Origin of the sequence: Helicobacter marmotae (genome assembly GCF_003364255.1) — a bacterium.
GTDB lineage: Bacteria > Campylobacterota > Campylobacteria > Campylobacterales > Helicobacteraceae > Helicobacter_C > Helicobacter_C marmotae.
On the sequence record NZ_NXLR01000012.1, the window covers coordinates 1 to 18,743 of the forward strand.

Consider the following 18,743-nt stretch of genomic DNA (forward strand, 5'->3'; position numbering starts at 1 on the left):
CCTGATAAGAGTAGGGCGGGGGCAGCTGCAGATTTGTAAAAAGAAAAGGAGCAAGATATTATCCTTGATTTTTTCGCAGGCAGTGGCACAACCGCCCATGCGGTAATGGAACTCAATGCAGAAGATGGAGGCAATAGGCAATTTATCTTAGTGCAAATTGATGAGCCAATTAATGAAAAAAACAAAATCGCATATGATTTTTGTAAAAATGAATTAAAGAGTAAAAATCCCGCCATTAGTGATATTACCATTGAGAGGGTAAAAAGAGCAGGAGCAAAAATTGCAAAAGAAAATCCAAATTTTAAGGGTGACTTAGGCTTTAGCGTCTATAGCCTCTGTGATAAACCTAGCCTAATCTGTGATGAAGATGGGCATTTGAAATTACTCACAAAGCGTGAGGGGGCAAGCCCTAGCGATATTGCAAGAAACCTTGCCTTGCAGTGTGGCAAGGAGCTAGATAAAAGCCTAGAGTGCATACTAGAATCTAAGCTTTATAAATGCGAAGATGTCTATTGTGTAGTGCAATGCGATAAAGAAGTGCTAGAGATTTTAGGTAAAACAAAAAATGAATATATCCTTATCGATGGCTATGCGGATATAAACTTAGAGCCATTTTTAAATCTTAAAAGCAGTGCAAATATTGATGAGCGATTAAGGGTAATATATTAAGGGCATTTGTCAAATTTATCATATTTCAATGGCTTAATTATTGCTTGAGATAAGCTTTAATCGCTTATTGTATAATGTAATCCTCCAAGAAAGACAAGAAAATCTAAGGGATGTGTGTATGTTTGCTCTGTGCTCTAGACGTTATACAGGTGCTAAAACAAAGCTTTTAAAAGCCATTGATTGCGTGCTTTTAAAACATTTTGATTATACAAAATATAATGCACTAAGCTTTTTTGATGTATTTGCTGGCACGGGCGTTGTGGGTGAATATTTCTTGCAAAAGCATAACTTTACTCACTTTATCCTTAATGACTTTTTGGAATCTAATTTTGTGATTTATCAGGGATTTTTCTCTCAAACTCCATTCTCTCAAACAAAACTCACAAATTTAGCCAAAGATTTAGAGAATCTAAACCCTAAAATACTAGAAAACAACTACTACGCCAAGCATTTTGGCAATACATTTTTCTCTCAAAATAACGCGCTTGTCATCGGAGCAATTAGAGAAAGGCTTGATGTGCTTTTACACACAAAACAAATCAATCAAAAAGAATTTTACATACTTTTATCAAGCCTGCTTTATAGTAGCGATAGGGTGGCAAACACGGTTGGGCATTATGATGCATATCGCAAAAACATTCCGCTAAAAGACGCATTTAAATTCGAGCTTATTCAAAGCATAAAAACTAAGGCAGAAATTGAAATTTTCAAAGAAGATTCCAATACTTTAGTGAAGCAATTTATAAAAGAGGGTAGGACAATTGATATTGCCTTTATAGACCCTCCCTACAATTCAAGGCAGTATAGCAGATTCTATCATTTGCTTGAGACTTTAAGTCAAAATGATAAACCCAAACTCTATGGAGTAGCCCTAAAACCAGAGCCTAAGAATCTAAGCAAATATTGCAAGACAGAAGCTAAAGTTGCCTTTATAGATTTAATTGAAAATCTAGCAAAGATGAGTAAAATCTTGGTAGTTACTTATAATAATACTTATACCTCCAAGTCAAGCTCAAGTAGAAATAAAATACAATTAGAAGAAATAAGGGCAGCTTTAGAATCTGTGGCAAAAACCTCTATTTATGAATTTGACCACAAAGCTTTCAGTAGTGGGAAAACGGAGTTTCATAAGCATAAAGAGTGTGTTTTCATAGGGAAAGTGCGATGACATTACAAGCAAAAAATCTACAACATTTCACAAAAAGCAAAATAATGCGCTCACCTCTTTTTTATGTGGGTGATAAATACAAGCTTATGCCTCAATTACAAAGTGTATTTCCACAAAATATTGATACATATATCGAGCCTTTTGTGGGTGGAGGAAGTTCTTTTTTAAACATTAAAGCAAACAAATATTTACTGAATGATTTAGATAAATATTTAATCGCTTTGCATCAATTTTTACAACATCAAAATAAAGAAGATTTGCTTAAAGAGTTATTACAAATGATAAAGCACTATAAACTTTCCTGCTCCTTAAAAAACCTCCTTCCTCCGCTTGAATTAAGACTTGCGTATAAAAAAACTTATTTTGCCAAATACAATAAAAATTCCTATATGCAGCTAAGGGCTGATTTTAATAATGACAAAAACGATATGCTAAAACTTTATTTACTTCTTATTTATGGCTTTAATCGTATGCTTCGCTTTAATAGCAAGGGTGATTTTAATTTGCCCGTTGGGAATGTAGATTTTAATCTCAATGTGTTAAATGCTTTGCAAGATTATCTAGGCTTTATGCAAGATTCTCAGGTAAAATTTTTCAACCTCGATTATAAACATTTTTTAAGCAAAATAACGCTTTGCAAAAATGATTTTATTTATTTTGACCCACCCTATCTTATTAGCAGCAGCGAATACAATAAATTATGGAATGAAGAGCAAGAAAAAATATTTTATCAAGTGCTTAAAAAATTAGATTCTCAAGGCTTTAAATGGGGTTTAACCAATCTTTTGCAACACAAAGGACGAAATAATCCATTCTTAGAGCAATTCACTAAGGAATATAAAACTTGCACCATAAAAAGCAACTATATCAGCTTTAATGACAATTCAATCAAAAAGGATTCTGTGGAGGTTTATGTCAGCAATGTCTAAAGCAAAATACAAAATCCTATCTTTTAGCACCACAATGCGAAACCCTAAGAGGATAGTTGATTTTCTTAAAACCCTCTTACCATATGAGCATAGGATTTTGACACATGAGCTTATTATGCAAATTATTACAAACTTGATTACTAACAAAATATATGTCCCAAATTATGCTAAATCACATTTTAACGATATTGTAGATTCTGATGAACCTTTTAGTGGCGCGCAAGCACAAGAAATCATAGAAAACTCACCACAAAAACACAAAGAAGCGGGCTTTGAAAAAGGCTGGGATTCAAGATTTGATACCTTTTATAAACTAAGTATGGAATTTGGCTTTTGCTTTTATGCAATGAATGAGCCTCTGCTTATTTCAAATACAGGACATTTGCTCATTAACGCCTTAAATGAGAATCCTAGCAATGCGAGAATCCCAACAATGAAAGTAGTGAAGCAAAAATTGCAAATATTTTTTTGAACTGCTTAATGAAATATCAAAGCAACAACCCCTTTAGAAAAACGCTTAATGCCAATGTGCCATTATTGCTTTTGCTTAATACTATGAAAGCCCTAAAAAACCAAATTGGGGATTCTAAAATTCATAAAAGTGAAATTGCATTCTTTTTATGCTGGAGAGATAGTAATTTTCAAGCATTGGCGGAATTTATCTTAAACTTTAGAGCACTCTATCCACATTTTTGCTATTCAAATGAAGTGATTTATGAAGAGTGTTTAAAACTCTTAGAATCAGAGAATAAAAATCGATTTAAAATCTCTCAAGTTTGTGGAGAAAGCATAGATGAGTATATAAGAAAAATGCGAATTTGTGGGATTATTTCTTTACGCGGGAGTGGGAGGTTTTTAGACTTCAATAGCTTTGAGTTAGCAAAAATAGACTATGTGATACACAATTACTCGAAGTTTCAAACATTTTCCAATAAAAAAGCCTATTTTACATATATGGGAAGTATTGATGAGAGAATATTAGAAATTAAAGAGATAGTTGCAGAGCACCAAGAAAGCCTCAAACTCCAAACTTTACAAAATTTTGCCAAACAATACAGCAAGGAGCAAATCTACAAAGAGCTTAAAATTTTAGGCTCTAAAAAATCATATAGCAACGATGAGGTATTTAAATTTATACCAGAGCCCACAAGATTTGAATTTTTAACCGCTATTGCCTTAAAGCAACATCTCACACATTTAGAGATTATGCCAAATTATAGCATTGATGATGAGGGCTTGCCAAAATCGCATGCAAGTGGAAATCAAGCAGATATTGTGTGCAAAGACACTAAGGGCTGGGCTATTGTAGAGGTGAGCCTTATTTGTGGTAGAGCGCAAGTAAATAATGAGCTTATACCCATTACAAGACATCTAAATGAGATGATACAAACAAAGAAAATTGATAATATGCAAGAAATAAAATCATTCGCCCTTTTCATCGCTCCTAAAATCTTTGAAGATTCTAAGAGATATGTGAAATTTTTAGCTTATGATGAGGGACTAGACATAAGAAATTTTGATATTTTAACATTTATTCAAGCCTTAGAGAAAATAAATAACCATACTCCTTTTTCCATAAATGAAATTTTTTCCAATTAATCAAGCTTTATTGATAAAATCAAAAATGATTTTTCTTGATTTTGCCTTATTGATTCCACAAATATTACAAGAGCGCACAGGGTGAAATATCAAGTCATAATCCACGCTCTTAGCTTGTTTGTCTAAATGCACATATAATTCTGCCTTATTGCTTAAATGAACTTCAATAACGTTAGGCAGTGTAGGAGTGTGGGTAGCCTCCAACGTGCTTGCTACATAAGTTTGGCTACTTGATTCTAGGCACATATTTGGCGCTACATTACTTGAGGATTGCTTGGGAATTTCACCCCTAATATGCGAGCTATCAGGCAAAAGAGATGAGGTATCACTGCAAGCTTCTCTCTCTTGTAGCCTTTTAGAAGATTCGCCTAATGCTTGAAAAAAGCGATGTATTATATTCAAACCTATAAACATACAATAGACAAGAATACGCAACATAATTAAGCCTATAAAAATGCAAAAGATAATGAGGAGAAAGTGCATTGCAAACCTTTAAAATATGTAAAAAGATTCTAACAAAATTTTGTTATGAGATACATTTAATAGAGAGCATTCAAGCGCTATTATGAGATTACATAATGACAAAATAAGGGAAAGTGTGTAAAGAAGTGAGATAAGCAAGAGCTTAGCAAAACTCTTGCTTTTAAGGTTATTGCTCTGCTGCTTCAAGCTCGATTTTAATATCTACATTATCACTTATCATTGCATTGCCTGTATCTGCACCAATACCAAAATCCTTGCGATTAAGCTTGCCCTCTAAAGAAAGTGCCACTATATCTTTCCCTGTTTTTGGGTGCTTGATAGGACCATTAAGGCTTACTTTAAAATCCACTTTTTTAGTAATACCTTTCATCGTAACATTAGCCTCTAGCTTATCGCCATCGTGCTTAATAAGCGACAAAGTAGCCTTAGGGAATTTCTTCACATCAAAAAAGTCAGATTGATTTAAATGCTTATCGCGCCCATCGCTATTTGTGTTAATAGAAGCAACTTTGGCTTCACCTTGGAGGGCTTTAATCACCTTGCCATCGAGCTCAAAAGACCCACTAAAATCACCAAAACTTCCCTTAACATTGCTTACAGAGAGATGTTTCACGCTAAATTCAACCGAAGAATGACTCGCATCAACAACATAATTTGCACCCATAAGCCAAGAGCCACAAAATAGCCCAACTACCATAATCGCCGTTTTTTTCATATTTGCTCCTTAAAAATAATATTTATCCATTCTAACTTGCCAATGCCAATTAAGCATAAACGCGGCTTTACCAGCGCTTTAAGAAAGCTCATAGCCGCATTTGCTAGCCTACCTATATTCCACTACTTCACTTAAGGAAAGTCGTTTCTTGCTATGCTTTGGCTCAGCCAATCTATAGCCTAAACTCAAAATAACTGCACTCTCAAATGGTGCTTGAAGTCCTAAAAATTGATCTAGCTTGTCTTTTTCAAACCCGCCTATCATACACGAGTCAATCCCTTTACTTATGGCTGCGAGTGCCATTTGCATAAGCGCAAGATAGCAATTGGCTTTCGCATAAGCATAAAGCCCCTCTTTATCGAGTGCATTCGTCTCATAAGTGTAAGCCTGCACAATGGCATTAAATTTCTCATCTTCTCTTTTGCAATACCTGCTAATTTGCTGCTTGATATACTCATCTTTTGATTGTAAATCAGTCCTTGCTACAATCGCAATATTGGCACTTGCAGTTGCGACATTTTCCTGCTTAAAGCATATCTCGCTTAAAGCCTTATTATGCTTGCGAGAAAGCACGATAAACTTCCATGGTTCAAACCCACAAGAGCTAGGGCTAAGCCTCCCCGCCTCAAGTATAAACTCTAAATCTTCTTTTGCAATCTCATCTTCCTTAAAAGCCTTACATGCAAAACGTTGATGTAATAATGTCTCAAATGACTTCATATATTCTCCTTTCAAACTAAAAGTTAGGCATTATATGCTAAAGTTTCCAAAAGCACAATACGGAAAATAAAGTAAGATACTTACCAAAAAGAGAGTGTAAAATAAGGAAAAATGAAGAAGCTAAAAAGCAAACAACTCCACTGCCTTAAAGCAGAAAACATCAGCAACTCCCCATTTGCCTACACGATTTCACTTATCGCGGGCAAATACAAAATGGGGATTTTATATGCTTTAGCGCATTTTGAAATCTTGCGTTATAACAGGCTTAAAGCCTATATGGGGAGCATTTCTTTTAAAACCCTAACTAATGCCCTAAAAGAGCTTGAAAGAGATGATTTAATCATACGCAAGGAGTATGCGAGCATACCCCCAAAGGTTGAATATTTCCTATCCGACAAAGGCAAAAGCCTTATTCCTATTTTAGACGAACTTTGCACTTGGGGCGAGAAACACAAACCACAAGAGAAATAAACAACACTGCCTTATATCTGCTGTGCTTTGTGAATCTCCCTAAAAGTTTCAAACACATCACCCACTCTCACATCATTATAATTTTCTAGCATAATCCCGCATTCATAGCCTTTGGAGACTTCTTTCACATCATCTTTGAAACGTTTAAGTGAGGCGATAGCTCCTGTATGCACCACCACTCCATCGCGAATAAGTCGCACTTTAATGCCTCTTTGAATATTGCCATCAACGACCATACAGCCTGCAATTGTCCCAACTTTAGGGATATTAAATGTCTCACGCACCTCAGCCTGCCCTGTATGCTCTTCTTCAACAACAGGCGACATAAGCCCTCCAAGCAGGGCCTTAATATCATCAAGCAAGGCATAAATCACAGAATATGTTTTAATTTCTACACCAAATTCCTTTGCCTTTGCCTTTACGCTCCCTGTAGGGCGGACATTGAATCCCAAAATAACGCTATTAGCACTGGTCGCACAAAGGCTAATATCACTCTCGCTAATCCCTCCCACGCCAAAACCAATCACATTGACACGCACTTCATCATTACTAAACTTTTCTACACTTGTTTTGATAGCCTCAAGGCTTCCTTGTGTATCAGCTTTAATAATCAATGGTAAGGTCTTAAGATTCCCTTGAGCTACCATTTCTCCAAGCTCATCAAATGTAACTTTTGTACTTTTGCTTAATTCTTTTTGTCGTAGGTAGAGAAGTCTTTTTTGCGCATATTCTCGCGCTATACTATCATTTTCTACGCTAAGAAGCATAGCCCCTGCTTGAGGCACAGAAGATAGCCCCGTTATAACCGCTACTCCTGAGGGATAAAGCTCTGTAATGCTTTGCCCCCTATCATCAAGCAATGCCCTTATACGTCCAAAAGCCGTATCAGCCACTACAGAATCTCCAAGCTTTAGCACACCCTGCTGCACGATAATAGTAGCCACAGGTCCCCTGCCTTTCTCTAAGCTTGCTTCAAGCACAATAGCCTTGGCTTGCGTATCTTGAGCTGCCTTTAGCTCCAATACTTCTGCTTGAATAAGAATTGTTTCAAGGAGATTCTCTACCCCCTCGCCTGTTTTTGCAGAAATGGGGATAAACTCATACTCCCCACCCCAATCATTGGGGGTAAATCCAAGTTCTGCACATTCTGCCTTAACTTTATCGGGGTTAATATTTTCTTTATCCATTTTATTCATCGCAATAATAATTTGCACATTAGCAGCCTTAGCGTGATTGAGCGCTTCAATAGTTTGCTGTTTTACGCCATCATCTGCGGCTATCACAATAATAGCAATATCTGTTACCTGTGCCCCACGACTACGCATTTGGCTAAAAGCCTCATGTCCGGGCGTATCAATAAAACTAATCTTCTTGCCATTTTTTTCTACCATATACGCACCGATATGTTGGGTAATCCCCCCTGCCTCGCCACTTGCCACGCGCGAATTACGGATATAATCAAGTAATGATGTTTTCCCATGATCGACATGCCCCATAATAGTTACCACAGGAGGACGCTCCACTTGCGCTACACCCTCATCTAAAGATATATCAGCTATGTCGTGGTTATGCACATTTTCAATAGATATTTCAAGCTCAAACTCATCACTTAATATCTCAATAGCATCGCGGTCTAAAAAATCATTTTTGGTTGCCATAACGCCCAGATTGAAAAGCACTTTAATCACATCTTTTAGCTCAACTTTAGCCAAATCAGCAAATTCATAAACGCGTATTTCCTCAGGGATAGAGATAGGACCTTTGATTTTATCCACATCTTTTGCTGCTTTAATAGGCTTGCGTCTCTTGCCACTGCGCTTAATGCTCCCCTCGCTCATCCAAGGATTCTTACGATGAACATGCACACGTTCGGTAATAGCCTGTCGGATTTGATTTTCCTCTTCTTCATCGCGCACTTGTATTTCATTTAAGTCAAAAAGCATAATTTCATCTTGCTCGTCATCATAATCAAGCGTAATGTCCCTATCATCAAGAATGTGCATTTTTTGGTCTGTGTGTTTATGGGCGACTTTGGGCTTTGGCTTTTCTTTTTTATGCTTTTTTTGATCATCAATAGCACTATCAGCAAGGAGCTCTTTATAGCTTAGTGTAGGCTTTTTACTCTCTTCTTTCTTGCTCTCCTCGATTTTAGGCTCACTTTTATTTTTACGCACAATGCGCAACCCCTTTTTGGGCTCAACCTGAGGAGTTTTCTCTACTTCTATTGGAGTATTTTGGGCAATAGGAGCTATATCTGCTTGTGTTTGTGCTTCTTTAGGGGGGGATTTTTCTTTACTTTTTTCTTTTTTGCTAGCCTCTTTTTTAGCAATTTCTTTTTGAGAATCTTGTGTAGCTTGCTTTTGTGCTTTAGAATCTTGTGTGCTTTTTTTAGAGGCTTTTCCCTCATCTTTTTGCTCTGTAGTAGAATTTATATCTTTTTGAATATACTCCCAGAGTAAAGCCGCCTCGTCTGCTGTGATATAGCTTGAAGATGTTCTTACATTTAGCCCCATTTCCTTCGCTTTTTCAAAGGCAAATTTCGCACTCTTGCCAAATTCTTCGCCTACTTCTGATAACCTCACTTTTGTTTCCATAAATTCCATATCTCCTTTGCATATGCAACATGCACTTCATTGAACTTCAATTTTTTTATCTTAAAAATAATCTCAAATGCGTTAGGCTGCTCTAAACACCCGCCACACACATAAAAACTTCTCCCCTTTCCACTAAATGGACATAAAGAATAACCATCACTCTGCAGTCTTAAAAGCTCCTTTTGGTGAAATCTTTTGCGGCATTTGATACACATACGCGTTTGCTTAGGCTGTTTCACTATTATACCCAATGTACCTAAAGTTTCTATGATTCTATCAGGGTTGCGCCCTGATTATCAAACTCTAATTCAAGCACGCGGAATTTTGGGAAATGCTTTTGCAAAACCCGTGCTAATGCCAAACTATCATCGCGGTAGCAAATATTTAAAAATGACGACCCACTCCCAGAAAGCGTGCTTGAGAGCGCGCCATTTTGCAAGGCGATCTTTTGTACATTAAAAAGCACGGGGAGGTTTTTCATACGTGCCTCCTCGTGGAATCTATCCTTGCTTGCAAGAGCCAAAAGCTCCCATTTCTGGGTAATAAACGCCGCGCTTAGCATACACGCGTGAGAGAGATTAAAGATAGCATCTTTTGTGGTGTGTTTTTTAGGCAGGGTGCGGCGAGATAGCTTTGTAGAAATTGTCATATTAGGGATCACTACAACGGCTTTAATATCTGTAGGTAAAGGTGCTTGAAAGCTACTTACCTGCGCTTTTTGTCCCTTTTTATGCGAATCAAGCATAGCAATAGTAAAGCCCCCATAGAGCGCGGGAGTAATATTATCAGGGTGATTTTCATAAGAGAGAGCAAGCTGCAAAATTTCAGGCTTGCTTATGGGCTTTTGCATAATATGATACGCACTCACAATCGCGCCAATAATCACCGCAGAGCTTGAGCCAAGCCCACGTGAAATGGGTATGTTGTTATTCAAATTAAATTTAAAATGCCCAGCAGGATAATTATGAGCACTTAGTATTTCGCTAAAAATCCTCACAAATGCGTTATCCACGCGTAGCTTTGGGCGATCGCCGCCTTCACCAGAAATATGAATACTGCTTAAACGGGAGGGAGAGATATTAAAAGCATTATAAAGACCCAAGGCTAAGCCTAAAGTATCAAAGCCGGGTCCAAGATTGGCACTTGTAGCAGGAACACGGACAATCACTACTCACTCCTCACTTCAAAGTAAAGTGTATGATTATAATGTGTTTTTACTACAATATGCTTTAAAGTTAGAAGAGAGATTCTTAAACACAATCCCTATAAGAACAAGAATCGGGGTATTTAGAATCTAAAAGGCTTGCCCTTTAGATTCTAAACCTTTTATTGCTATGCTACTAAGATTTAGCATCTTCTACAATATTAATAATTGTATTAGCCACTCTTCTTGCGGTTTTATCTAAAAATTCAGCCGGACTTGTGAATCCCACGCAAGAGCAATTTATCTCACCAAGCACATATTTATCCTTACCATTGCTATCAGTATCAAGGATAAAATCAGCTGTCCAAATTAAAGGCAAGTCATAATTGCCAAGTTTGGTTTTAATCTCTGGGAGATTTGCTAAGAAATACCCCACAAGCTCGCTCCATTGCTCGGGCTTATCATAGCGATATTTTGCCCCGCTAAAGAGTGTCGCAGAGAACGCATCTGCCCCTTCTGCTGGCTTTTTATGCACGACATAAATAGGATCTTTATAGAGCATAAGAATTCGAATCTCACCTTCTTTAATACGAGGTAAGAATGTCATATCCACAAGCATACCATTATCACCCTTGAGATATTTCTCACAAAAATCCATAAACTCACCGAGTTTGCGCTCTTCTACATGATTATCCACCGCTTCAGTACAGCGAATCTCCGCATCAAGAGGGAGCTCACTCACGCCTTTATATTTATTTGGATCTTTGATTTGCACACGCCAAATCCCCTCCCCTGTGGAGCCACGATTTTGCTTCAATACGCGCTCGCCTTTTGCAAGTGTTTTGGGGAAGTTTTTCTTAAAGTCGTGTTCGCCGCCAGCCTCCCATTTCACGCCAATTCTTTGCGCCTCTTGCGGGTCATAATATGCCAATGTATCAGTAGGGACAAGCTCTGTATTACGTAATTTGGTTAAAGCATCTTTTGCCCCATAACCAATCATTGCATCAGGGTGAGGCATACCAATTACACCGCTATCACAGAGCTTTCTTAATACATCAAAATAAAGCTTTTCTTCTTTAAGATTCCCCGGATTTACGCGAGATACATACGCATCAGCCACGCCCTTAACATACTCAAAAATCTCATTTTTCTTTTTGTCATCTTTAAGAATCTCATCAGTTAAAAACACCACTTCTGCATTCCAACCCAACTTTTTGAGATAGTCCATCATAGGCACAGTGTCTCTTCTATGCCCGTCTTTTCCCTTATCAGTGCCTCCCACTGCTTCAAAAAATACAATATGCTTTTTCATAATGCCTCCTTGTCAAATTTATATGCTATTGTATTGCAAACTTCCACAAGAAAGGCAAAAGTGTGCAAGTTTTTTATCTTTTTTACATAGAAAATAACAAAATTTACCCATTTTTATACTCCGCTCCCTTAAAATATTTCAATCTCATCGAATTTAGCACCACAATTAAAGAGCTTACACTCATAGAAAGTGCAGCAAAAAGCGGTATGACTAGCCCAGCAGCCGCTATAGGCACGCTTAGGGCATTATAGCCTATGCTTAGGGCGATATTTTGCTTAATGGCTCTATATGTCCTTTGAGCGATTTCAAAGGCATTGCAAAGTGTGCTAAGCTTATCATCAAGTATCACTACATCGCTGCTTAAAATCGCTATATCACTCCCTGCCCCCATAGAGATAGCTATATCACTCTTGCTTAAAGCAGGCGCGTCATTAATGCCATCTCCGACCATAACAAGCACATGCTCTTTATGGGCTTTTTTATATGATTCTATCCATTCTGCTTTTTGCAAAGGAGAGAGTGTAGCAAAGGCTTCTTTAATGCCCACTTTTTGGGCGATTTCTCGCACACTTTGCTCCCTATCCCCACTGAGTAAAATAGTCTCTATGCCTTTTTTATGTAAAGATTCTATCATTTGCCTTGCATAAGGCTTTGGCTCATCATAGAGCTCAAAAATCTCTTGTAAGATACACTCCTCGCCCTTTTGCACCCCAAATCCAAATACCATACCCCCACTGAGGGCTATATTTGGCAGTTGAAAGCCATTTTCTTGCAAAAATGCGAGATTCCCGCCTATAAGCTTCATCTCTCCTAAATCCTCATACCTTAAGCTCGCGCTTATGCCCTTAGCGTCAAATTGAGTGAAATCCTCCAAAATAAACACATTTTTGTGCAAATCTCCCTTAGATTCTAAAAACTGCACAATGCCCTTTGCCACAGGGTGCGCGCTTTTACTTACAAACGCATAAAGCAGCCCTCTATCATAAGATGCTCCACGCTCTCCTTGCAAATGGCATTTTTGCACTTTGGGTTCGCCTAAAGTGAGTGTGCCTGTTTTATCAAAAACCACTATTTTTGCCTTTGCTAAACTCTCTAAAAACTTCGCTTCTCTAAAAAGTACATTGTACCGATAGGACTCCCCTATGCCCACCACAGAAGCAATAGGCGTAGCCAAAGCACAAGCACAAGGACAAGCAATAATAATCACCGATATAGCAATCATAAGAGACTTCTCCATGCCCACACCACCCACAAATAGCCAAGCCACAAAGCACAAAAACGCGATACTTAAAATCGTGCGAGAAAAGTATTGTGAGAGAGCATTAGCGAGATTCTGAATATATGGACGATGCGAGAGAGATTGGCTTACAAGGCTTATAATATGGCTCATTAAACTTTCAGAAAAAGCCCTTTTAGCGATATAAAAAATCTGATGATTTAAATTCACATAGCCAGAAAGCACCTCATCACCGCCCTTACACTCTAAGGGTAAAGATTCTCCACTAATCGCCTTTGTATCAAAAATCGCATTTTTGGAGCAAAGCTCCCCATCGATAGCAATCTTATCCCCCGCACGAACTAAAATCTTATCCCCTATTTGCACTTCTTCAGGCGAAACCTCACGCGTTGAGCCATCTTCATTACATACTTCTACACTTGTGGGAAGCAAGTTATTAAGCTTATCAAGGCTATCGCCTGCATTTTTCCGCGCCCTCACTTCTAAAAACTTGCCAATAAGCACAAAGGTAATAATCATACTTACCGATTCAAAATAAGTCTCTCCACTCCGCGAAATGGCTGCATAAATAGAGTAGCCATAAGTCAAGCTAGAGCCCACTGCTACAAGTAAATCCATACCTATAAAGCCATTTTTTAGCCCATAATAACTCGAGCGGAAAAACACCCACCCAGAGTAAAAAAGCGCAGGCGTGCAGAGGATAAATGAGGCAGCATTTAATATGTCCTTTGCTTCTTCTTCTATGCCAAAAAAGTATCCGCTATATTGTGCGATTGCCACCCACATAATATTCATCGTGCAAAATAGCGCGACAATCACGCGCATATAGTATTCTCTCATCATTGCTTTATCGGTGCTTTCTTGGATAGTGCTATCATACGCATAAGCTCCATAGCCGATACTCTCTATCCGCGCGATAATCTCACTCAAAGCCACTTTATGCGTATCCCATATAATGCTTGCTTTGTTGTTTGTGTAGTTAATGCTCACACTTTGCACGCCATCTATACTAAGGAGGATTTTTTCATTTAGCCAAATACATGCTGCGCAGTGAATCCCGCTGATAATCAAATGCACTTGAGAATATTGCTTCTCGCCTTGTATGAGAGGGCGGACATACTTTTGGCTAAAGGCTGGGCTATCAAAGCGCGAGAGGTCGGTTTGCTGAAGTTCGGGAGGGGCTAGAGGGCGGGTAAGCTTGTCATAAAAGCTCCCAAGTGATTGACTTTGGAGTAAGAAATACACACTCTCACAGCCATTGCAGCAAAAGTGCAGTTCTTTGCCATTCTCATCATATCTGACAAAAAGCGCAGAGGGCGGGTAATCAAGCTGGCAATGGCAGCAACGCATTAGCACTCTGCAAGTTCATTATAAAGAGAATCTCGCTCAATAGCGACAAATCCCGCATCTTTAATTTGGCACACAAGCTCATGCTTGCTTAAGCCACTTTTACTCTTTGCCCCTGCAGCAGATTGGATACTCTCTAATTGAATCGTCCCATCCATATCATCAGCCCCAAAATCTTGCGCGACAATAGCGAGATTAAGCCCTAAAGTCGCCCAATATGCCTTAATGTGGGGGATATTATCAAGGAGAATTCTAGCTATGCTGATAGTTTTAAGAATCTCCTGCCCACTAGGAAAAGATGTAACCTTTAAAAAATTATTTTGCCGTTGGTAAAGAAGCGGGATAAAGGCATTAAAGCCTCCTTGCTTGTTTGCTACCTTGTCTGTTTCACTTTGGGCAGCCCTTAATCGTAGCATATGATCAATCCTATGCTCTCTCTCCTCGATATGCCCAAATAGCATAGTCGCATTACTCATTTTCCCTAAGCTATGCCAATGCTGATGTATCTCTAGCCACCGCTGTGAGCTTACTTTACCCTTGCAAATATAGCGGCGCACCTTTTCATCAAATATCTCCGCGCCACCTCCGGGCATAGAATCTACTCCCGAAGCAAGCATATCTTCAAGCACTCTCTTATAGCCTTTATTGGAGATTCTATCTAAATAATCCACTTCTGCGGCGGTGAGGGCTTTTAAATGCACTTGGGGCAGAGCCTTTTTAATTGCCCTAAAGAGTTCAAAATACCATTCATACGTATAGTTTGGATTATGGCTTGAGACAATATGCAGCTCTTTTGCGCCATTTTCATAAGCTTTGTGCGCAAGGGAGAGAACCTCATCAATGCCCATAGAGTAGGGGTTTGGATTTTTCCTAGAGGCAGAAAATGCGCAAAACTTGCACACATCAGCGCAAATATTGCTGGGGTTAATGTGGCGATTATTGTTAAAAAACACCTTTTTACCATAGAGTCCCGTGCGGATTTGCTGAGCGGCATCTGCTAGGGTAAAAATATCATACTCATAGAGTTTGCTTAACTCTTGTGCGCTTAAATGCTCTCTAGCTAGGGCTTTTTGTAATATATCCACACCTCACTCCTTGATATTTGCTTAGCTATACATTAAATGCTTTTGAAATGCTTTTTTGGATCTTTTGAGAACTTATAGAAGTCTATAGCCTTAATTATGCCTTTAAAAACGCCGCGATTCTATACTATGCAATCTTAGAAATTCTTTTAAACACGAGACAATACCGAGATGATACCACTTTAGGCTATCTTATATAAATATGCTCATTAAAATGCCGCGCTTAAGCTGTTTTTTTTTTTTTTTGATATAACTCAAATTTTTAAAGTATAAAACAAAAGGAGAGTCTAATGATGACGCAAGATGTGGAAACGATATTTGGTACTAGGAACACTTTTAATATCCCAAACTATCAAAGAGACTATGCTTGGAAAAAGCAAAATTTAGAGGATTTATGGGAAGATTTATTAGAGGCAAAAAACTCTAATGATGATATGGGACATTTTTTAGGCACTATCGTAGTGGCTAAAAAGCCTGATTCTGAAGTGTATGACATTATCGATGGGCAACAAAGGGCTACTACGATTTTTATGCTTCGCTATGCGTTAAATGCCAAGACAGGAGATTATTATCGAAACCATTTTTTTGACCAAAATGGCGATTTAAGACTTAAACTTATAAGTCAAAACAAAGAGTTTTTTAAAAAAATACTGAATCACGCAGAAGAGCCAAAAATACCTGATGCTGTAGAAAAAGAAGCCAAAACAGAGGGGCAAAAAAACTTGTGTGAAGTTTTTAACACTATTTTAGCTAAAACAGCAAGTTTATCTCAACAAGAAGCCCAAAATTGTCTAAATACGCTCCACAAGATGGCTATGATGCTTCTTGAAGAAAAAGATTCTGGCAGGGCGATTCGCACCTTTCAAAGCGTCAATGATAGGGGAGTGCCACTCTCTATTTTAGATAAACTCAAAGCCTTGCTTATTTTGTATTCAAACAAATATTGTCAAGGAGAACTTGAGCTTGATGAGAAAATCAATAAACGATTTGGGGAGATTTTTAGAATAATTACAGCCATTAAAGAGCAACGCGTTAGCTCATCTCTAGGAGATAGGGATTTTGCCAAAGAGGTAGAAAAAAGAGTCTTTCATTACCATAGTTTAGGGCAGAGTGCTATAGGTCATTATAGCTATGGGGCAGATAAATCGTATGATAAGATCAAGACATTGCTAAAAGAGAAACTAAAAACACTGCAAGAATCACCCGAGCAAAAGTGCCAAGAAGCCGAGAATAATTTACGCCAATGGCTTGATGAGTACTCGCAAGACTTGAGAGATTTCTTTTGTGCATTCTTAGACATTGCCAAAAAGGCAGAAACCAATGAAGAAATCTTCAAGCTTTTCTATATATTAAAAATCAATCCATACTTTTACTCCTCTTTAGTGCGACTAGAGATGAATAAAGTGCTAGATAATGAATGTTTAAAGCTTTTCGCACAAGCTGAAATGCTCTTCTATGGTCTAGGCTCTATAAACAATGGGTGTGCTTATAAACTTTATGAGCACACAGATAGCAAAGATAGCTTTAAGGGAAAAGTTATTGATTTTGCTATTCAAGCATACAAAGACAAAGACTATGAAGCAATAAAAGACTTTATTGACAAACTGGCAAAAAATATTTATCAACAAGACAAAAAATACTTTCACTACATCTTCTTAACTTATCATTCTCAAGGTATAGATATGTCCATATTAAATAGCTTAGTTCCCGAGAAAGTATATAATGCAACCATAGAACACATTATCTCTCAAAATGCTTTTAATAATGGTCTGGCAAAACAATATGGCTTTGAGAGTCAAGAAGAATTTGAAAAATTTGAACATGACTTTGGCAATTTGCTTGTTTTAGAACAACCACTCAATAGCGAAGCCAAAGATAAGGCATTGGTCGCAAAACAAGACATTTATAAAAAATCTAACATCCCTTACAATGCAATCTTTGCAAATAAAGAGAATTTTGCAACATTCAACAAAGATTCCATAAAAGCAGAAAATGAAAAACTCACAGATTGGCTAAAAACATATTTTAAAGAATTTTTATAATCGCAATATTGCTTAAAACTTCTAGCGCATATCTTTTGCTTGCCTTGCAAGCATAGATTGAGCAAGCTTGGGTGGTATTGAGTTGGTATTTATCTTAAGCAAAGCATAGCAACATTTCTACTTGAATCACGAGATGATTGTCATATCTTTACCCATACTAGAGGGCGAAGAATCGCTGTAAAATTCACTAGTAGCCAGCAAAGATTCTCTATCCTTATTACAGCCCAAATATAATGAAACTTAACCATATAGGAGCATTATGGAAAGAAATGCGAAAATAATGCTACTTCTGGCTTATAAATAAGCCTAAAAGCGTAAGCAAGCCGCCTATGAGGATATACATATTTATCTCCTCGCCCAAAGCCACGCATGCCACTCCTACTCCCACCACAGGCACTCCATAGATATAAGTGCTTGCCTTTAGCTCCCCTAAATGCTTTACACTCACATTCCAAGCTAGATAGCATAGCCCAGAAGCGACCAAAGAGAGAAAGATAAGGTTTATACAATTACTCCATTCAAAAAATCGCCCATAAAATACACTCAAATCCTCCTCTAAAAGCGGAGATGAGTAAAGCGCGAAAGGGAGAGACCATAGCCAAGCATAAAAAAAGATTCTCTTTAAAATCGCAAGGCTTGAAGTATGGCTAAAATATGCAGAGATTTTCCCCACAAGAAGTGTATAGCATGACCAAATCAACCCCGCTATAATGCAAAGCATATCACCCAAAGGATATACTTCAAAACTAAAATCACCCCTAAAAACAACAAGCACAATCCCCACACATGCTAAAGTAAAGCCCACGCCAAAATACATATTAAGCCTTTTGCCATAGAGCAAATAACACAATAGCCCCGTAAATAGCGGATTAATCGCTACAAGCAAGGCTGCATTAGAAGCAGTGGTATATGTGAGGGCGATATTTTCTGCTAAAAAATACAAACACCCTCCACTGCCCCCAGCTAAGACAAAAAGCCATTCATTCTTAAACCCGCTAAAGCCTATATAAGAACGACACAAAAGGCTTAAAAATATATAAGCCACAAAAAAGCGAATGAAGAGAATTTCTGCTGGGCTAAAGCTATCTAGTAAGGCTTTAGTAGAGCTAAAAGTCCCACCCCAAACAACCACACTAAAAATAGCTAGAATATGCCCCATATAGGGCTTTATGCAAGTTTTAATGAGCCACTCTCCATAATTTATTGAGGTTTATCATCTTCTTGTTTTTGA

Annotated in this window: 16 protein-coding genes and 1 pseudogene; 7 read left to right on the forward strand and 10 right to left on the reverse strand. The window is 37.9% G+C overall.

Annotated elements, in window-relative coordinates; all coding sequences use genetic code 11:
• Positions 1 to 45: 45 nt before the first annotated feature.
• The 5 genes and pseudogenes from CQA63_RS06605 to CQA63_RS06625 all read left to right on the forward strand — a co-directional run.
• Positions 46 to 669 (forward strand): annotated as a pseudogene (locus CQA63_RS06605) (DNA methyltransferase); the annotation flags it as partial.
• Between the two features lie 118 nt (positions 670 to 787).
• Positions 788 to 1,837 (forward strand): DNA adenine methylase, encoded by a 1,050-nt coding sequence (locus CQA63_RS06610; protein WP_104699662.1) that lies wholly within the window; start codon positions 788 to 790, stop codon positions 1,835 to 1,837.
• A 44-nt stretch (positions 1,838 to 1,881) separates the two neighbouring features.
• A complete protein-coding gene (locus CQA63_RS06615) occupies positions 1,882 to 2,766 on the forward strand; it encodes a DNA adenine methylase (protein WP_267891920.1) in 885 nt (294 codons plus the stop codon).
• On the forward strand, positions 2,750 to 3,238 hold the full coding sequence (locus CQA63_RS06620) for a hypothetical protein (RefSeq protein ID WP_147288744.1): 489 nt from the start codon (positions 2,750 to 2,752) through the stop codon (positions 3,236 to 3,238). The genes CQA63_RS06615 and CQA63_RS06620 overlap by 17 nt, the downstream gene beginning before the upstream one ends.
• Before the next feature lie 8 nt (positions 3,239 to 3,246).
• A complete protein-coding gene (locus tag CQA63_RS06625) occupies positions 3,247 to 4,365 on the forward strand; it encodes an AlwI family type II restriction endonuclease (RefSeq protein WP_104699618.1) in 1,119 nt (372 codons plus the stop codon).
• On the opposite strand, the gene CQA63_RS06630 is transcribed toward CQA63_RS06625, so the two are convergent.
• From CQA63_RS06630 to CQA63_RS06640, 3 genes are all read right to left on the reverse strand, one after another.
• Positions 4,366 to 4,803, reverse strand: a complete 438-nt coding sequence (locus CQA63_RS06630; RefSeq protein ID WP_147288745.1) for a hypothetical protein — start codon at positions 4,801 to 4,803, stop codon at positions 4,366 to 4,368.
• 211 nt (positions 4,804 to 5,014) lie between these two features.
• Positions 5,015 to 5,563 carry a YceI family protein gene (locus CQA63_RS06635; RefSeq protein WP_104699620.1) on the reverse strand — a complete coding sequence of 183 codons (549 nt, stop codon included), beginning with the start codon at positions 5,561 to 5,563 and terminating at the stop codon, positions 5,015 to 5,017.
• A gap of 108 nt (positions 5,564 to 5,671) precedes the next feature.
• Positions 5,672 to 6,283 (reverse strand): nitroreductase family protein, encoded by a 612-nt coding sequence (locus CQA63_RS06640; RefSeq protein ID WP_104699621.1) that lies wholly within the window; start codon positions 6,281 to 6,283, stop codon positions 5,672 to 5,674.
• A 111-nt stretch (positions 6,284 to 6,394) separates the two neighbouring features.
• Here CQA63_RS06640 and CQA63_RS06645 point away from each other — a divergent pair, with 111 nt between their 5' ends.
• The gene (locus CQA63_RS06645; protein WP_104699622.1) at positions 6,395 to 6,754 is read left to right on the forward strand and encodes a winged helix-turn-helix transcriptional regulator; all 360 of its coding nucleotides are present in this window, start codon (positions 6,395 to 6,397) and stop codon (positions 6,752 to 6,754) included.
• A gap of 11 nt (positions 6,755 to 6,765) precedes the next feature.
• Here CQA63_RS06645 and infB read toward each other — a convergent pair whose 3' ends face one another.
• From infB to mqnE, 6 genes are all read right to left on the reverse strand, one after another.
• Positions 6,766 to 9,348 (reverse strand): translation initiation factor IF-2, encoded by a 2,583-nt coding sequence (gene infB / locus CQA63_RS06650; protein ID WP_104699663.1) that lies wholly within the window; start codon positions 9,346 to 9,348, stop codon positions 6,766 to 6,768.
• Positions 9,333 to 9,599 (reverse strand): YlxR family protein, encoded by a 267-nt coding sequence (locus CQA63_RS06655; RefSeq protein WP_244916281.1) that lies wholly within the window; start codon positions 9,597 to 9,599, stop codon positions 9,333 to 9,335. Before CQA63_RS06655 ends, infB begins: the two co-directional genes overlap by 16 nt.
• Before the next feature lie 14 nt (positions 9,600 to 9,613).
• Positions 9,614 to 10,516 (reverse strand): homoserine kinase, encoded by a 903-nt coding sequence (thrB, locus tag CQA63_RS06660; RefSeq protein ID WP_104699624.1) that lies wholly within the window; start codon positions 10,514 to 10,516, stop codon positions 9,614 to 9,616.
• A 172-nt stretch (positions 10,517 to 10,688) separates the two neighbouring features.
• Positions 10,689 to 11,804, reverse strand: coding sequence for a Cj0069 family protein (locus CQA63_RS06665; protein ID WP_104699625.1), 1,116 nt, complete (start codon positions 11,802 to 11,804; stop codon positions 10,689 to 10,691).
• A 103-nt stretch (positions 11,805 to 11,907) separates the two neighbouring features.
• The gene (locus CQA63_RS06670) at positions 11,908 to 14,391 is read right to left on the reverse strand and encodes a heavy metal translocating P-type ATPase (RefSeq protein ID WP_104699626.1); all 2,484 of its coding nucleotides are present in this window, start codon (positions 14,389 to 14,391) and stop codon (positions 11,908 to 11,910) included.
• Complete coding sequence (mqnE, locus tag CQA63_RS06675; RefSeq protein ID WP_104699627.1) at positions 14,391 to 15,473, reverse strand: aminofutalosine synthase MqnE; 1,083 nt, start codon at positions 15,471 to 15,473, stop codon at positions 14,391 to 14,393. Before mqnE ends, CQA63_RS06670 begins: the two co-directional genes overlap by 1 nt.
• A 287-nt stretch (positions 15,474 to 15,760) precedes the next feature.
• On the opposite strand from mqnE, the gene CQA63_RS06680 reads away from it, so the two are divergent.
• The gene (locus tag CQA63_RS06680) at positions 15,761 to 17,512 is read left to right on the forward strand and encodes a DUF262 domain-containing protein (protein WP_170128385.1); all 1,752 of its coding nucleotides are present in this window, start codon (positions 15,761 to 15,763) and stop codon (positions 17,510 to 17,512) included.
• 283 nt (positions 17,513 to 17,795) lie between these two features.
• Here CQA63_RS06680 and CQA63_RS06685 read toward each other — a convergent pair whose 3' ends face one another.
• Positions 17,796 to 18,671 carry a DMT family transporter gene (locus CQA63_RS06685; RefSeq protein WP_104699628.1) on the reverse strand — a complete coding sequence of 292 codons (876 nt, stop codon included), beginning with the start codon at positions 18,669 to 18,671 and terminating at the stop codon, positions 17,796 to 17,798.
• Positions 18,672 to 18,743: the final 72 nt, after the last annotated feature.

Excerpts from the sequence above, each read along its gene's own strand:
- CQA63_RS06610 (WP_104699662.1), top strand. The coding sequence starts at position 788 with ATGTTTGCTCTGTGCTCTAGACGTTATACAGGTGCTAAAACAAAGCTT.
- CQA63_RS06615 (WP_267891920.1), top strand. The coding sequence starts at position 1,882 with ATGCGCTCACCTCTTTTTTATGTGGGTGATAAATACAAGCTTATGCCT.
- CQA63_RS06620 (WP_147288744.1), top strand. The coding sequence starts at position 2,750 with ATGTCAGCAATGTCTAAAGCAAAATACAAAATCCTATCTTTTAGCACC.
- CQA63_RS06625 (WP_104699618.1), top strand. The coding sequence starts at position 3,247 with ATGAAATATCAAAGCAACAACCCCTTTAGAAAAACGCTTAATGCCAAT.
- CQA63_RS06630 (WP_147288745.1), bottom strand. The coding sequence starts at position 4,803 with ATGTTGCGTATTCTTGTCTATTGTATGTTTATAGGTTTGAATATAATA.
- CQA63_RS06635 (WP_104699620.1), bottom strand. The coding sequence starts at position 5,563 with ATGAAAAAAACGGCGATTATGGTAGTTGGGCTATTTTGTGGCTCTTGG.
- CQA63_RS06640 (WP_104699621.1), bottom strand. The coding sequence starts at position 6,283 with ATGAAGTCATTTGAGACATTATTACATCAACGTTTTGCATGTAAGGCT.
- CQA63_RS06645 (WP_104699622.1), top strand. The coding sequence starts at position 6,395 with ATGAAGAAGCTAAAAAGCAAACAACTCCACTGCCTTAAAGCAGAAAAC.
- infB (WP_104699663.1), bottom strand. The coding sequence starts at position 9,348 with ATGGAAACAAAAGTGAGGTTATCAGAAGTAGGCGAAGAATTTGGCAAG.
- CQA63_RS06665 (WP_104699625.1), bottom strand. The coding sequence starts at position 11,804 with ATGAAAAAGCATATTGTATTTTTTGAAGCAGTGGGAGGCACTGATAAG.
- CQA63_RS06670 (WP_104699626.1), bottom strand. The coding sequence starts at position 14,391 with ATGCGTTGCTGCCATTGCCAGCTTGATTACCCGCCCTCTGCGCTTTTT.
- CQA63_RS06680 (WP_170128385.1), top strand. The coding sequence starts at position 15,761 with ATGATGACGCAAGATGTGGAAACGATATTTGGTACTAGGAACACTTTT.
- CQA63_RS06685 (WP_104699628.1), bottom strand. The coding sequence starts at position 18,671 with ATGGGGCATATTCTAGCTATTTTTAGTGTGGTTGTTTGGGGTGGGACT.